Annotated in this window: 15 protein-coding genes; 6 read left to right on the top strand and 9 right to left on the bottom strand. The window is 33.0% G+C overall.

The window, feature by feature from the left end; all coding sequences use genetic code 11:
- Window positions 1-24: 24 nt before the first annotated feature.
- The 5 genes from pyrH to rplM form a co-directional block, all read right to left on the bottom strand.
- Window positions 25-732: a UMP kinase gene (pyrH, locus tag ACH5TX_RS05205; protein ID WP_439338654.1), complete on the bottom strand. Its 708-nt coding sequence runs from the start codon at window positions 730-732 to the stop codon at window positions 25-27.
- 407 nt (window positions 733-1139) lie between these two features.
- Window positions 1140-2114 (bottom strand): translation elongation factor Ts, encoded by a 975-nt coding sequence (gene tsf / locus ACH5TX_RS05200; RefSeq protein WP_439336065.1) that lies wholly within the window; start codon window positions 2112-2114, stop codon window positions 1140-1142.
- Window positions 2115-2199: 85 nt separating this feature from the next.
- On the bottom strand, window positions 2200-3006 hold the full coding sequence (rpsB, locus tag ACH5TX_RS05195; RefSeq protein ID WP_439338475.1) for a 30S ribosomal protein S2: 807 nt from the start codon (window positions 3004-3006) through the stop codon (window positions 2200-2202).
- A 189-nt stretch (window positions 3007-3195) separates the two neighbouring features.
- On the bottom strand, window positions 3196-3582 hold the full coding sequence (gene rpsI, locus ACH5TX_RS05190; RefSeq protein ID WP_345273950.1) for a 30S ribosomal protein S9: 387 nt from the start codon (window positions 3580-3582) through the stop codon (window positions 3196-3198).
- On the bottom strand, window positions 3582-4037 hold the full coding sequence (rplM, locus tag ACH5TX_RS05185; RefSeq protein WP_439336063.1) for a 50S ribosomal protein L13: 456 nt from the start codon (window positions 4035-4037) through the stop codon (window positions 3582-3584). Before rplM ends, rpsI begins: the two co-directional genes overlap by 1 nt.
- A gap of 294 nt (window positions 4038-4331) precedes the next feature.
- Here rplM and ACH5TX_RS05180 point away from each other — a divergent pair, with 294 nt between their 5' ends.
- Window positions 4332-6284, top strand: a complete 1953-nt coding sequence (locus tag ACH5TX_RS05180) for a YgiQ family radical SAM protein (RefSeq protein WP_439338474.1) — start codon at window positions 4332-4334, stop codon at window positions 6282-6284.
- A 551-nt stretch (window positions 6285-6835) separates the two neighbouring features.
- On the top strand, window positions 6836-7903 hold the full coding sequence (locus ACH5TX_RS05175) for a methyltransferase (protein ID WP_439338473.1): 1068 nt from the start codon (window positions 6836-6838) through the stop codon (window positions 7901-7903).
- 7 nt (window positions 7904-7910) lie between these two features.
- Here ACH5TX_RS05175 and ACH5TX_RS05170 read toward each other — a convergent pair whose 3' ends face one another.
- Window positions 7911-8123: a hypothetical protein gene (locus ACH5TX_RS05170; protein WP_439338472.1), complete on the bottom strand. Its 213-nt coding sequence runs from the start codon at window positions 8121-8123 to the stop codon at window positions 7911-7913.
- Window positions 8124-8218: 95 nt separating this feature from the next.
- Here ACH5TX_RS05170 and ACH5TX_RS05165 point away from each other — a divergent pair, with 95 nt between their 5' ends.
- Entirely contained in the window at window positions 8219-8488 is a 270-nt protein-coding gene (locus ACH5TX_RS05165) for a helix-turn-helix domain-containing protein (RefSeq protein ID WP_439338471.1), read from the top strand.
- On the top strand, window positions 8489-10453 hold the full coding sequence (locus tag ACH5TX_RS05160) for a DUF2075 domain-containing protein (protein WP_439338470.1): 1965 nt from the start codon (window positions 8489-8491) through the stop codon (window positions 10451-10453).
- A 3-nt stretch (window positions 10454-10456) separates the two neighbouring features.
- On the opposite strand, the gene ACH5TX_RS05155 is transcribed toward ACH5TX_RS05160, so the two are convergent.
- Window positions 10457-10849 (bottom strand): (deoxy)nucleoside triphosphate pyrophosphohydrolase, encoded by a 393-nt coding sequence (locus tag ACH5TX_RS05155; RefSeq protein WP_439338469.1) that lies wholly within the window; start codon window positions 10847-10849, stop codon window positions 10457-10459.
- Between the two features lie 9 nt (window positions 10850-10858).
- The gene (gene polA, locus ACH5TX_RS05150; RefSeq protein WP_439338468.1) at window positions 10859-13711 is read right to left on the bottom strand and encodes a DNA polymerase I; all 2853 of its coding nucleotides are present in this window, start codon (window positions 13709-13711) and stop codon (window positions 10859-10861) included.
- Between the two features lie 162 nt (window positions 13712-13873).
- On the opposite strand from polA, the gene ACH5TX_RS05145 reads away from it, so the two are divergent.
- Window positions 13874-15106 (top strand): metallophosphoesterase, encoded by a 1233-nt coding sequence (locus ACH5TX_RS05145; RefSeq protein ID WP_439338653.1) that lies wholly within the window; start codon window positions 13874-13876, stop codon window positions 15104-15106.
- 143 nt (window positions 15107-15249) lie between these two features.
- Window positions 15250-15546 (top strand): thioredoxin family protein, encoded by a 297-nt coding sequence (locus ACH5TX_RS05140; protein WP_439336055.1) that lies wholly within the window; start codon window positions 15250-15252, stop codon window positions 15544-15546.
- 207 nt (window positions 15547-15753) lie between these two features.
- On the opposite strand, the gene ACH5TX_RS05135 is transcribed toward ACH5TX_RS05140, so the two are convergent.
- Complete coding sequence (locus ACH5TX_RS05135) at window positions 15754-16416, bottom strand: polysaccharide deacetylase family protein (protein ID WP_439338467.1); 663 nt, start codon at window positions 16414-16416, stop codon at window positions 15754-15756.
- Between the last annotated feature and the right edge of the window lie 6 nt (window positions 16417-16422).

Raw genomic sequence — 16422 nt, 5'->3', positions numbered from 1 at the left:
TAAATACAAAAATTACGCCAAATGCTATACGTTTACTTCGGTTCCTATATTTTCACCAGAAACCACTTTCAGTAAATTACCTTTTTTATTCATATCAAAAACAATAATTGGTAATTCGTTTTCTTGACTTAAAGTAAAAGCTGTTGTGTCCATAACTTTTAAGCCTTTACGTAAAACATCATCAAAAGATATGAAATTAAATTTAATTGCTTTGTCATCCTTTTCAGGATCTGCATTATAAATACCATCTACACGCGTACCTTTTAAAATAACATCGGCTTCAATTTCTATGGCACGTAAAACGGCTGCAGAATCTGTAGTAAAATAAGGGTTTCCTGTTCCGCCACCAAAAATTACCACACGTCCTTTTTCTAAATGACGCATTGCTTTTCGTCTAATAAAAGGTTCAGCCACTTCATTAATTTGAATAGCCGTTTGTAATCTTGTTGGCATGCCAGCATCTTCTAAAGCACCTTGTAATGCTAAACCATTAATAACGGTTGCAAGCATACCCATATGGTCTCCTTGTACACGATCCATACCTTTGCTAGCACCAGCAACTCCTCTAAAAATATTACCGCCACCAATAACTATGGCAACTTCAATACCTTTATCTGTAATTGTTTTTATGTCTTGAGCATATTCGGCTAAACGGTCTGGATCTATGCCGTATTGACGATTTCCCATTAAGGCTTCGCCAGATAGTTTTAAGAGTATTCTTTTATATTTCATGAGTAGTTTATCAGGTGTCCACAAAAGTGGAATCAAAAGTTTAGCAAAGCTACATAAATTTTTTATTTTTTTGAATTTATTAAGCGCAATACCAATCTATGTTTTTAAATATTGTTAAAATAGTTTTGGGCGGGTTTTTATGAAAAATAAAAAGCGAGCTATCCACTATATCTTTTTATATGAAGTATGTTTTAGTATTTTAATTAAGCTAAGGAATGCATGATGTTTATTACTTTCTATTTATAAAACGAAAGCATATAAAAAGGATGCCGTTTCTATCTCTCCCGCATTAATCTGCCAAAAACAGTTACAACACCTAGCTAATAGACTTGTTTGCATAAAAAAACCACTACTCAAAACGAATAGTGGTTTAATATTATAGATTTCTGCTTTCACAGAAAATAGGTTTATCCTAAAGTAACACGTTTAAAACCTGTTAAAGCAACATCTCCGTAAGATGCTACATATTTAGCAACGTCTATTTTTTCATCTTTAATAAACTTCTGGTCTAATAAACATTGTTCTTGATCTAAAGTTGTATTGTCAGAAATATAACGCTCCATTTTTCCTGGTAAAATTCTATCCCAAATTTGTTCTGGTTTACCTTCAGCTTTTAATTCAGCTTTTGCAGTTTCTTCAGCAGCAGCTAATACTTCAGGAGTTAATTGTGCCATAGAAATATATTGAGGTACGTTTTTAAGTGTTTTACCTAAACGACCTAATTCAATATTATCTTTTTCAATAACAGCAATTCTTGCTTCAGTTTCTGCAGCAATGTAAGCAGGATCAAAATCTTTGTAAGATAATGTAGTTGCACCCATAGATGCAATTTGCATAGCAACATCTTTAGCTAAAGTTTCAGCTTTATCAACGTTTGCAGATAAACCAACTAAAGCAGCAATTTTGTTAATATGTACATAAGTACCAACGTAAGCAGCTTCTAATTTTTCAAAACCGTTGATTTCTAATTTTTCACCAACAACTCCAGTTTGCTCAATTAATTTTTCAGCAACTGTCATACCATCAAAATCAGCAGCTAAAAAAGCTTCTTTAGTATCGCAGTTTAAAGCAATATCAGCCAATTGATTAGCAAGTGCTAAAAAGTTTTCGTTTTTACCAACAAAATCAGTTTCACAACCTAATACAATAGCAACACCAGCAGTGTTGTCTGCATTTATTTTAGAAACAGCAGCACCTTCGCTAGACTCACGGTCAGCTCTTTTTGCAGCCACTTTTTGACCTTTTTTACGTAAAACTTCAATAGCTTTATCAAAGTCTCCTTCAGCTTCAACTAATGCTTTTTTGCAGTCCATCATACCTGCACCAGTAGCTTGTCTTAATTTATTTACTTCAGCCGCTGTAATTTTTACTGTAGTACTCATAGTTATTATAATTTAAAAAAGTCGCTCAATATATTTTCAACAAAGAAAAGAATTAAACGACTTATTTGTGTTGTATTAATGTTATTTATTCTTCTTCTTCAGAAACCGCTTTTTTTGCTGGAGCAGCTTTAGCTATAGGAGCAGCTTTTTCAACTGCAACTTCTGCTTTTGCTTCCGCTTTTGGAGCAGCCGCCGCATCTTTTTCAGCTTTACGTTCTGCTAATCCTTCAGATACTGCAGATGTTACGTGAGATAAAATTTTATCAATTGATTTAGAAGCGTCATCATTTGCTGGTATTACATAATCAACCTGACGTGGGTCAGAGTTTGTATCAACCATTGCAAAAATTGGAATGTTTAATTTTTGAGCTTCTTTAATCGCGATGTGCTCACGTTTAATATCTACAACAAATAAAGCACCAGGTAAACGTGTCATATCAACAATAGAACCTAAATTCTTTTCTAATTTACCACGTTGACGATCTACTTGTAAACGTTCTTTTTTAGATAAAGTTAAAAAAGTACCATCTTTCTTCATTCTATCAATAGTAGCCATTTTTTTAACAGCTTTTCTAATAGTAACAAAGTTAGTTAGCATTCCACCTGGCCATCTTTCAGTGATGTAAGGCATGTTAATTTCTCCTGCTTTTTCAGCAACGATATCTTTTGCTTGTTTTTTTGTTGCAACGAATAATATTTTACGTCCAGAAGCTGCAATTTTAGCAAGTGCTGCACCTGCTTCATCAATTTTAGCTGCTGTTTTGTAAAGGTTTATAATATGGATGCCGTTACGTTCCATATATACGTAAGGAGCCATGTTTGGATCCCACTTACGTGTAAGGTGTCCGAAGTGTACACCTGCTTCAAGTAATTCTTTTACTTCTACTGCCATTTTTGTAATAGTTTACGTTCTGTTGAATTAGCAATAATTAAGTGGTCATTTTTTTAATTCGCCTTAACTATTTAGATGCTAAACTAAATCCTGTTTTTACACTAGGACAACAATAACTTATTTAAAATTTGTTTGTTTGAAAATGATAAAGAAATCTGTGTAAACAGATCCTGAACCAAGTCCAGGATATTAACGTTTTGAGAATTGAAACTTCTTACGAGCTTTCTTCTGACCGAATTTCTTACGTTCAACCATTCTTGGATCTCTTGTTAATAAACCTTCTGGTTTTAATGTTAATCTGTTTTCAGCATCAACTTCGCACATAGCACGAGAAATTGCTAAACGAACAGCTTCTGCTTGACCAGTAATACCACCTCCATATACATTTACTGTAATATCAAAGTTGGCGTCATTGTTAGTCAAAACTAATGGTTGTTTTACTTTGTACTGTAAAGTAGCAGTCGTAAAATAATTAGCTAAGTCTTTTTTATTGATTGTAATGTTACCTTTTCCTGGGGCAACATAAGCGCGCGCAACAGCCGTCTTTCTACGGCCAATTTTGTGAATTACATCCATTATTTGAATTCGTTTAAGTTAATTGTTTTTGGCTTTTGAGCTTCGTGTTTGTGCTCTGTACCAACAACAACTGTTAGATTACGGAATAACTCTGCACCTAATTTGTTTTTAGGTAACATTCCTTTAACTGATTTTTCTACTACTCTTGCAGGATCTTTTCCATACAATTCTGTAGCAGTTAAACTTTTTTGACCTCCTGGATATCCAGTGTGACGAATGTACGTTTTGTCGTTCCATTTGTTACCAGATAATGTGATTTTTTCTGCATTGATAACAATAACGTTATCCCCGCAATCAACATGAGGTGTGAAGTTTGGCTTGTGTTTACCTCTAATAAGTTTTGCAACTTTAGATGCTAAACGACCAAGCGCCTGACCTTCAGCATCAACTAATACCCACTGCTTATCTGCAGTAGCTTTGTTGGCTGAAATCGTTTTGTAGCTTAATGTGTCCACACTAATTAATTTTTATTTATTAAACATTCCTCTCTTAAAAAGAGTTTGCAAATGTACGACAATCTGATTGATTACCAAATAGTAACACAGTAATTTTTTGCCAGATTAATCAAGATGCTTTTGTAAAATGAAATTCCTTGATTTTAAGGCTGTTGTTTGCCGTAATTGTTTATTTATGTTTAGTTTTAGAATGATACTTTCTATTCTTCAACTTTTAAGGTTTATTGGTTTAAAAGGCTAGCAACATCTTATTCTGTTATAAGACTAGCAATTTTTGTCTATTTTTGCAGTCTTATGCAAGACTTAAAACTTTCAGATTGGTTGCCTACCACAAACAAAGAGGTGAAAATACGCGGTTGGGATGCGCTAGATGTTATTCTATTTAGTGGCGATGCTTATGTAGACCATCCATCGTTTGGGCCTGCTGTTATTGGTCGTATTTTAGAAAGTTACGGCTTGCGTGTTGCTATTGTTCCACAACCCAATGTAAACGATAATCTTCAGGATTTTGTAAAAATGGGTAAGCCAAAATTGTTTTTTGGTGTTACTGGTGGTTGTATGGATCCAATGCTTAGCAATTATAATGCTAATAAAAAGCGTCGCGATAAAGATGCTTATACGCCTAATGGCGATATTGGCTTTAGACCAGATTATGCAACAACCGTTTATTCGAATATTTTAAAAGAAAAATGGCCCGATACACCTATTTTAATTGGAGGTATTGAAGCATCATTGCGTCGTGTTACACACTACGATTATTGGAGCGATAAGTTGATGCCTAGTATTTTAGAAACTTCGAAAGCGGATATGTTGGTATATGGTATGGGCGAGCAACCTTTACGAGAAGTGGTGCGTTTACTTCAAAAAGGCGTTCCGTTTTCTAGTATTACAACTATTAAACAAACCGCCGTTTTATTGGATGCTGGTGCAAAAATTCCTAAAAACAGTAATTGGGAAGATGTAGAAATTGCTTCACATGAAACCTGTTTAAAGGACAAGAAAAAGTATGCTTCTAATTTTAAGGTTATTGAGCAAGAATCTAATAAGCTAGCGGCAAGACGCATTTTTCAGAAAGTAGGCGATAAGACCTTGATGATTAATCCGCCATGTCCAACCATGACCGAAGACGAAATTGATGCGTCTTTCGAGTTGCCTTACACGCGTTTACCACATCCTAAATATAATAAGCGCGGACCTATTCCTGCTTACGAAATGATTAAGTTCTCAATTAACATACATCGTGGATGTTTTGGAGGTTGTAGTTTCTGTACTATTTCGGCACATCAAGGAAAATTTATTGCGTCTCGTAGTCAAGAATCTGTTTTAAAAGAAGTTGATATTGTTGCAAATATGCCCGATTTTAAAGGGTATTTATCTGATATTGGAGGACCGAGTGCGAATATGTATAAAATGAAAGGTAAAGTACAGTCTATATGCGATAAGTGTGTAGCGCCAAGTTGTATTTCACCTGTTATTTGCAGTAATTTAGATACGTCACATAAGCCATTAACCGAGTTATATCAAGCGGTTGATAAGCATCCAAAAATAAAAAAATCTTTTATAGGTTCTGGAATACGTCATGATATGTTGGTTCCAGAATTTAATAAGAATGCTGACCCTAAAGAGTTAGATGATTATACGGAAGAAGTAATGACGAAGCATGTTTCTGGTCGACTAAAAGTAGCACCAGAGCATACTAGTGATCCGGTTTTGAAACTGATGCGTAAACCATCATTTTCATATTTCCATAAGTTTAAAGAACGTTTTGATAAGATTAATATTAAGAAAGGATTGAAGTTACAACTGATACCTTATTTTATTTCGAATCATCCAGCTTGTGAAGTTGAAGATATGGCAAATTTGGCTGCCGAAACCAAAGATATGGGATTTCAGTTAGAGCAAGTACAGGGTTTTACACCAACACCTATGACGGTGGCTACCGTTATTTATTATAGTGGTTATCATCCGTACACACTTCAAAAAGTAAATACGCCTAAAACACGAAAAGAAAAAGACGAGCAACATCGTTTTTTCTTTTGGTATAAAGATGAAAATAAAGCTTGGATTAAAAATACCTTAAATAAATTAGGTCGTAAAGACTTATTAAAAGTTTTGCTTCCTGAGAAGTCAGAAAAGTGGAGAAAAAACAAGCCAACAGGTGAAGTTAAAAACACCTATGATGATGCCATTCCTTTTAATAAGCGTAAAAACAAGGCTAAGTTTAGATCTAAAAATAAGCGTAGGTAGGTTATAGTGTAGACGTGAATACCCCTAAGAGCTATGCTCGGTATCTTCTATGAAAATATATTTCCATTTTGATAACCCTCAAGGGGATATTTGTTTGCGTTGTTTATAATGTTTTCAGTCCTTTTAGAGTGTTTTATTAAAAGAAATGTGCTTTCTGAATTTCTGTATTTAAATAAAGAAGTCTAATTTGTAAATATTAGATAATATTTACAAGAAAGTCTGTTGGTCTAGATTGTCCCCTTGAGGGGGCTTTAGGGGTGTCTTATCACGCTATTTTAAAGACCTAATCATATTCTTTATTATTATCATTATAACATATTTTAAAAAAGTACCTTTGTCGCATTATTTATCTGTTGATATTAATTGATATTTCGCATCACTTCAGCGAAATTTTCAGACTTTCTTTCTTAAGTCTTTAATTTTGATTAATGAAACCCTAGTGACCAACTTAATGCCTGCTTACTAGTAAGTAACTATGTAATAGTGATTTTTTAACCTTACGACTTGCTAACGTCATTACTCTGCAATCCGTTTCAATTTAGAATAAAACGATGATTACAGATATACATGTAAACAAACCCGTGCCTTTTTTACCAGAACAGCCATTAGCTCAATTTAATAAATCTATAAATATTACGCGTGCCATTAAAGGTTTAGAAGCGGGCAAGCCTATACAAATAACCGAATTTTATAGTAACGGTTTATTGCTACTTAATGAGTTGCATAAGCACCTTAAAAAAACTTTGCCTAATAAAACATTTCAAGAGCAACGCGCGTATCGTTCGGCATATAGAAAGTTATCAAGTCTTATTTATATAAAAATTGTAGATCATAAATTAACCGTAAAAAAAGCACCTGCTATTGGTTGGTTAGCAAAATTATATCCAGAAGTTAGTAATTTCTTATTGCCTTTTTCTAAAGTTCAAGGATTAAATAGCTCTTGGCAATGGCATCAAAATGGTATTTTACTTCCTGTTTTACGAAATAAAATCCATCCTTATTATGGTGTTTATTTTCCAACGCGGTTCGATCATTTAATATTGTTTGATAATTGGTTGAAACGTTACGAAGGTGCTAAAAAATCGGCTATTGATGTGGGGGTTGGAAGTGGTGTATTGGCTTTTCAAATGATAAAACATGGTTTTCAAAAGGTTTTCGGAACCGACACTAATCCTAATGCTATAGTTGGACTTACAGAATCTATGGGCGACACAAAAATGTCTCGGAAAATAGAACTCGATTTTGCTTCGCTTTTTGGTAAGTTTGAAAAGCAAACCGAATTGATTGTTTTTAATCCACCGTGGTTACCAGCAAATCAAGACATGGATAAAAACGATGAAGCTATTTATTATAATGAAAACCTGTTTTTAGAGTTCTTTACTGAAGCTAAAAAAAGACTTTTTCCAGAAGGAAAGCTCGTTATTATATTCTCGAATTTAGCCCAAATAAGCCATGTTACAAAAGACCATCCTATAGAGAAAGAATTAGCCAAAGGCGGACGTTTTAAATTAGACGCCTGTTTAAAAAGAAAAGTGAAAGCGGCGTCTAATAAAACCATGCGAGAACAAAATTGGCGTTCTGAAGAGGAAGTGGAGCTATGGGTGTTGGTTAATGCTTAAGGTTATTTTAAAATCTATTTTTTATAAAATAATGATGTATTCCATTTATTGCTAATATTGCTGAGTATTCACTTATTTGTTTTTGGTTAGATATTGATTCTTTTAAATTAGAAGCGATTAAATATGATTTAATTGCATCTGTTTCTGAATTTCCTCTTTCGTTTCCTAAATGATTATTATTCTTATATATAGCGTAAATTTTACTTGATTTATTCTTCATTGTAATTATTTAAAATAATTAGATTCATTACAAAGATAATAAAATGATACTTATTGTATGTTGATAATTGCATACAATAAGTATAGTTTCGACTAATGGTAAATAAATTCCTTCTTAAAGAATTTGGACAAAGAATTCGAGAGTTAAGACTTGAAAATAAACTGAGTCAAGAGAAACTATCTTTTAAAACAGGTTTTCATCGAACATACATTGGTATGATTGAAAGAGGTGAGCGTAATATTTCGCTAACCAATATTGCTGTCTTTTCAAAAGCTTTTGAAATGGATGTTTCTGATTTGCTAAACTTTAAAAAGCAGAATCCAAAACTTAGCTATCACGATTATAAACTTAAAGCGGATAGCTAAATGAATAGAGCATATTACAATAATACAATCTCAGGTTTTCTTTCTGAAGATTCAAATTCAATATTAGGGCAATTAAGTTTAAATCATACAAATCGTTCTCTTGAAGATTTACAAAAAAATGCTTGGGTTAAACAGATTGAAATTCTTAAAGGTGAATTAAAAGAAATAAATGGGACAATTTATTTTGAATTTACTATTCCGAGAATGGGAAAGAGGGTTGACAATATTATAATTGTTGATGATTGTGTTTTTGTTGTCGAATTTAAAGTTGGTGATGATTCTTATGGGAAACATGCAGAAATACAAGTAATAGACTATAGTTTAGATTTAAGAAACTTTCATGAAGGTAGCCATTACATTAAATTAATACCAGTTTTAATCGCTACAAATGCTGAATCTAGTTTTACTGACATTGATGAGGTAATAGAACTTAATCAAGTTGCTAAATGTAACAAATTTGGAATAAAAGAGATTATTGAAAAATTTACCCAATTTTCAAATCATAAAATTGATATTGATAAATGGCAAAGTTCAATCTACAAGCCTACACCAACAATAGTTGAAGCAGCTCAAGCACTTTATAAGGGGCATAAAGTTAAAGAAATATCTCGTTATGATTCAGAAACTATAAACCTTTCTAAAACTTCTAATTTTATTAATGAAATTATAGAGAATTCTAAATTAAATAGAAAAAAATCAATTTGTTTTATTACTGGAGTTCCTGGAGCTGGAAAAACTTTAGCGGGCTTAAATTTAGCAAATGAAAGGATGAATGCAGATAAGAATGAACATGCGGTTTTTCTATCAGGAAATGGTCCTTTGGTTGAGGTTTTAAGAGAGGCTTTGGCAAGAGACCTTGTTTTAATATCAAAGGAAAATGGAGAACATATTACTAAAGAAAATGCAAAAAGAAGAACTAGTGCATTCATTCAGAATATACATCATTTTAGAGATGAATATTTAAAGCATAATGTTGAACCAACTGAAAAGGTTGTAGTATTTGATGAAGCTCAAAGAGCATGGACTAGAAAGCAAGTTAGTTCATTTATGAAAAGAAAGAAAGGAATTGAGGATTTTGCAATGTCAGAGCCAGAGTTTTTGATTGATGTAATGAATCGTCATGAAGATTGGTGTACAGTTGTATGCCTTATTGGAGGAGGGCAAGAAATAAATACAGGAGAAGCAGGATTGGAAGAGTGGGTTAATGCATTTGAAAATAATTATAAAGGTTGGGACATTTATTTTTCTAATTCAATTGTTGATAGTTCAAATTATATTAAAAAGCAAAGACAAAAAGATTGGCTTTTTCAAAATGCAATTTCTGAACCTGATTTACATTTATCCGTTTCTGTTCGTTCTTTTAGGTCTGAAAAAGTTTCTGCTTTTGTTCATGAACTTTTAGATTTGAATATAGTTAATACTAAAAACTTGTTTTTAGAAATTAAAAAACAATTTCCAATATATTTAACTAGAGATATAGAAGTTGCTAAGAATTGGTTAAGAAAACAGAGAAAAGGTTCAGAAAGGACTGGTTTAATTGCTTCTTCGGGTTCTAGAAGGCTTAAAGCTTTAGGTGTGGATGTAAAGAATGAGATTTCTGCTCCTAATTGGTTTTTGAATTCTGAGGATGACATTAGGTCTTCTTATTTTTTAGAAGATATAGCAACAGAATTTGATATTCAAGGTTTAGAAATTGATTATACATGTTTAATTTGGGGAGCTAATTTTTATTTGAATAATAGTGATTGGAAATATCAAAGTTTTAAAGGAAGCAAATGGATGAATATAAATCAGGAGATAACTAAAGATTATCTTAAAAACACCTATCGTGTATTGCTAACTCGTGCAAGACAAGGGATGGTGATTTTTATTCCTGAAGGCTCTAAATTAGACCATACAAGACCAAGTCATTTTTATGATGGTACTTATGATTATTTAAAAGAAATTGGAATTAAAGAAATATAAATCTTAATTATAAGATTCAATGAATTCTTTTAAAATTGGTAAGTCAGCTTCAGCCCAATCTAAATTAATCAATTCTTCTTTATTTGCTAAAACAAAATTACAATGTTCTCTTAATTTTAATTCACCTGAAAGATATTCAGCAATAAAAGGAATTAATTTAATTTTGAAATTTGGGTATTGATGAATAACAGGTGTCAATCCTTCTTTGACTTCAATTTCAATATTTAATTCTTCAAAAATTTCCCTTTTAATACAATCAATTTCAGATTCTCCTCCTTCAATTTTTCCTCCTGCAAATTCCCATTTCAATGGAAGCTTCATTGTTTCACTTCTTTGAACAACTAGAATTTTATCATCAAAATTAATGATAGCACAAGTAACATTAATGGTTTTCATTTATAAAAATTAATGCGCCTCCAACCAATCATTTCCAATACCAACTTCAACATCCAATGGAACATCTAAAACAAAAGCATTTTCCATTTCTGTTTTAACCAAAGTTTTAATGGTTTCTAGTTCGGGTTTGTAAACATCGAACACTAATTCATCATGAACTTGCAGTAGCATTTTGGTTTTATAGTCACCTGCTTCAAGTTTGTTGTAAATATTAATCATGGCAATTTTAATAATATCGGCAGCACTACCTTGAATAGGAGCGTTAACGGCATTACGTTCGGCAGCACCACGCACCACGGCATTACGCGAATCGATATCTTTTAAATAACGACGACGTCCTAAAACGGTTTGCACATAACCATTATCGCGAGCAAAATCGACTTGCTCACTCATGTACGCTCGAAGTTTAGGGTAGGTTTCATAATAGGTGTCAATTAATTCTTTTGCTTCGCCACGAGATAAATCGGTTTGATTGCTCAATCCGAAAGCAGACACGCCATAAATAATTCCGAAGTTTACAGTTTTCGCATTGCTACGTTGTTCGCGAGTCACATCTTCTAAAGCTACATTAAATACTTTTGAAGCTGTAGACGCGTGAATATCTTCACCATTTTTAAAAGCTTCAATCATAGTTTCTTCTTTGCTTAAAGCAGCGATGATACGAAGTTCTATTTGCGAATAATCGGCAGCTAACAAAGTGTATTCTCCATTTCTAGGAACAAAGGCTTTACGCACTTGTCTGCCTCGTTCGGTACGAATAGGAATATTTTGTAAATTCGGGTTGTTACTACTTAAACGCCCGGTTGCAGCAACGGTTTGCATATAATCTGTATGTACTCTGCCTGTAGCTTCATCAACCTGAGTTGGTAATGCATCAACATAGGTGCTTTTTAGTTTTGCTAATCCGCGATAGTCTAAAATATTCTGAATAATATCGTGCTCTTTTGCTAAATATGATAAAATATCTTCGCCAGTAGCATACTGTCCTGTTTTGGTTTTTTTAGGCTTATCGACTAGTTTTAGTTTTTCAAAAAGAATGATTCCTAATTGTTTTGGAGATGCAATATTGAACTCCTCGCCAGCGGTTTCATAGATTTTTGTTTCTAAAGTTTTAATGTCGTTATTTAAATCTTCCGAAAGGGAATTTAAAAAAGCAACATCTAAATTAATACCTTCAACTTCCATAGCTGCCAATACACGAAGCAACGGAATTTCAATATCATCAAACAGTTTTTGAGTATTAGCATCGCCTAATTCTTTTTCAAAATGTTCTTTAAGTTGCAAAGTAATATCGGCATCTTCAACAGCATATTCCGTTTGTTTTTCTAACGGCACCTCACGCATCGATAATTGGTTTTTACCTTTTTTACCAATTAATTCTGTAATAGAAATGGGCGTGTAGTTTAAATAGGTTTCTGCCAAAACATCCATATTATGGCGCATATCTGGATTGATAAGATAATGCGCTAACATAGTATCGAATAATTTTCCTTTTACGGTGATGTTATATTTTGCAAGGACTTTGATATCGTATTTTAAATTCTGGCCAATTTTCTGAATAGTATCACTTTCAAAAAACGGACGTAATTGTTCTATAAGTTCTTGAGCTTCTTCTTTGCTTTCAGGAAAGGGTAAATAAAAACCTTTACCAACTTCCCATGAAAAGGCAATACCTACTAATTCTGCGGTTAGCGGATTTAAACCTGTGGTTTCCGTATCAAAACATACTGAGGTTTGATTCATTAAGTTTTTAATAAATAGCTTCGTTGCCATTCCTGGTGCTACACTTTGGTAAAAGTGCGAAGTGGTTTCATTCGTTTTTCTAGTGAATTCCGATACCGTTTCGGTTTCAGTAGTACTAGAAGGATCTGCTCCAAATAATGAAAATTGACCAGCACCTGCCGAAGCCGTTTCTTTTGGTGTTGCAGTTTTTGCTTCTGTTTTTTCTGAAGTTTTTTCAACAGCAGCAGGAGGTGTTTCAACAGCAAATGTCTTGGTGAAGTTATCAATCATCCTTCTAAACTCTAACTCCTGAAATATCTCAGTCACTTTCGGAATATCGGGTTGATCTAATTCAAAATCTTTGGCATTAAAAGTCACGGGAACATCTAGCATGATGGTTGCTAACTTTTTTGAAAGCAGACCTAATTCGCCATTGGCTTCAATTTTCTCTTTCATTTTACCTTTTAGCTCGTGGGTATTGGCTAAAAGATTTTCCATACTACCATAAGCCGCTAAAAACTTTTTGGCTGTTTTTTCGCCAACACCAGGAAGTCCAGGAATATTATCACTAGAATCTCCCATCATTCCTAAAAAGTCAATAACTTGTATTGGGTCGGTCACTTCAAACTTTTTCTGAACCTCAGGAATACCCCAAGTTTCGTAACCACCACCAAAAACAGGACGGTACATAAAAATGTTTTCAGAAACCAATTGTGCAAAATCTTTATCGGGCGTTACCATAAAGGTTTGGTAACCTTCTTTTTCGGCTTGTTTAGCTAGGGTTCCTATAACATCATCGGCTTCAAAACCTTCTTTTACCATAATAGGAATATGCATGGCTTTTAAAATATCTTGAATAATAGGAACGGCTATTTTTATGGCCTCTGGTGTTTCGTCTCTGTTGGCTTTGTAAGCCTCGTACATTTCTACACGGTCTGCACTTCCGCCTTTATCAAAACAAACAGCTAAATGGTCGGGGCGTTCTCGCTTTATAACATCTAAAAGCGAATTCATAAACCCCATAATAGCTGAGGTGTCTAATCCTTTTGAATTGATTCTTGGGTTTTTTATAAAGGCATAGTAGCCACGAAAAATTAATGCGAAAGCATCAACTAAAAAGACGCGTTTGTTATTGGACATGTTGTTTGTTTTGATAGAAAATCAAAACTACAAAAAGTTATGCTTAAAATAAGATATTCAGATTTCATTCTTTAAAGAGATAATTCTTAACAATTAGTTAAATAAAACTTAGCTATCAATAATTACTTTGCAATACTGTTATCTTTGGTAGAAAAAAGAATTATGCTTCGTTGGATTATTTTTCTAATTATTTTTATTGTTGCCGATTTATATGCCTTTCAAGCCTTTAAAACGGTTGTAAAAAGTAATTGGATTCAAGTATTATACTGGTTGGTTTCAGTTCTAGTATTAGGTAATTTCGTTTTTCGTTATTACGGCTTAAATAGAGATGATTTTACACATGCACATGCTTATGCATTTGGCTTTTTAATAGCTGTTTTAATTCCAAAAATAGTTTTGTCATTTGGTATGCTTGCCGAAGACGTTTTTAGAGTACCTCAAGCTATTTATAGTTATTTTACAGCTGGTGATGCTGCAAAAGGGCAGTATTTTGTTTCTAGAAGACAATTTGTAAGCAAACTAGCGCTTGGTTTGGCAGCCATTCCTTTAGCGTCTATAATTTACGGTATTTATAAAGGACGGTACAATTTTAAGGTTTTAAAATACACTATGTATTTTGAAGATTTACCAGCGGCTTTTAATGGTTATAAAGTTACCCAAATAAGTGATATTCATTCTGGTAGTTTTGATGATGTAGAGAAAGTAGAATATGCTATAAACCTAGTAAATGAACAACAGAGTGATGTGATATTATTTACAGGCGATATGGTAAATAATAAAGCTGAAGAATTAAAACCATACATAAATATTTTTGGAAAGTTAAAAGCCAAAGACGGCTTGTTTTCAATTTTAGGAAATCACGATTATGGCGATTATGTTACATGGAAATCAAAAGAAGCTAAGCATCAAAATTTAGAAGATTTAAAAGCGCTTCAAAAGGAAATTGGTTTTGATTTATTATTGAATGAAAGTCGGTTTTTAGAAAAAGATGGGGAGCGTATCGCTTTAGTTGGTGTTGAAAATTGGGGTGTTGGCGGTTTTAAACAAGCAGGAGATTTAAAAAAGGCATCTCAAAATATTGATGCTAACGATTTTAAAATATTAATGAGCCACGATCCGTCGCATTGGGAAAATAAAGTAATTCAAGACGATTATCATTATCATTTAACCCTAAGCGGTCATACCCATGGTATGCAATTTGGTATAGAAATACCAGGTTGGTTTAAATGGAGTCCTGTAAAATGGCGTTATAAATATTGGGCAGGTATTTATCAAGAAATGGGACAATATATAAATGTAAATAGAGGTTTTGGTTATTTGGCATTTCCTGGGCGTGTTGGCATCTGGCCAGAAATTACAGTAATAGAACTAAAAAAGGGTGTAAAACCTGCTTAAACGCTAAGATTTATTGTAATTAAAAACAAAATTGTTTATATTTATAAATAGGTATAAAGCAAAGTGATTAAAACGTTGATTTTCAAACAAAAATAAAAATTGTACGTTTGTAAAATTATAAGTTGACTTAAAACTTTTAAGATATGTCAAAATTTGGAGAGCTTATCGATGTAGATATCCCTGTTCTGTTAGATTTTTATACAGAATGGAATGAACAATCTACAGCTATGCACCCGGTATTGCGCGATGTAGCAGCAGCAATGGGCGATAAGGCTAAGGTAATTAAAATTGATGTTGAAAAAAATCAAGAATTAGCCGAAGCTTTACGTGTAAAAGGTTTGCCAACGCTAATTGTTTACAAAAATGGCGAAATGAAATGGCGTCAAAGTGGCGAGCAAGATGCTAATACACTCATTAGTATTATTCAAGAATATATTTAAATTACTAAAGCGTAACCTTTTAAATGTTTGGGCGTTACCCAAGGGTCGGGCTTTACGTTACAATCTTTTGTTTTGTCATTCTTGCTAAGGCAGGAATCTATAATAAAGTTAGGAGTTTTTCTAAGTTCAGTTTTATCTAAAGAAAACAAAAGGATTTCCTCTGCAATCCCTAACGCAATGCGGAATTGGTATAACTCTATAACTAGTTTAAACAGCCGAATTTAAAGCTTTAAAACAATATCCTTTTTCGCTAAAATACGTTAACACTTTAGGTAAAGCGTATTGCATGTTTTTAGAAGCTTTTACACTATCATGAAACACAACAACACTTCCATCGCTTGTCTTTTTAATCACATTATCTAAACAAGTTTCTTTACTTACATTGGCATCCCAATCAAAAGATAAAATATCCCACATAATGATGTTATAGCCTTTGTTTCTAAGTAGTTTTCCTTGTTTAGGAGAAATTTGTCCGTAAGGAGGTCTAAAAAGGTTTGTAATTAATGATTGATTATTTGGGATCTGATTTTTGAATTCAGATTCACATAACTCAATGTTCTCATTATATGCTTCTGCCTTTGTTTTCCAACCTTTAATATGGTTGTGTGTATGGTTTCCAATGGCATGACCTGCTTTTACTATATTTTGAAAAATATCAGGATGTTTGTTAACATTATTTCCAATGCAAAAAAAAGTCGCTTTTGCATTAAATTTTTCTAAGGTTTGTAATGTCCAGTTTGTAATTTCTGGAGTAGGGCCATCATCAAAAGTAAGGTAGATTGTTTTGCTAGTTGAAGCGATGTCCCAAATATAATTTGGGAACATCTTCTTTACAACTAATGGTGTTTTTATTGGGGTTATTAAGGTCATAACCTT

It is taken from the genome of Thalassobellus citreus (assembly GCF_044385915.1).
In the GTDB taxonomy this organism is placed as follows: Bacteria; Bacteroidota; Bacteroidia; order Flavobacteriales; family Flavobacteriaceae; genus Thalassobellus; species Thalassobellus citreus.
This window is presented reverse-complemented; position numbering and strand designations above follow the sequence as displayed.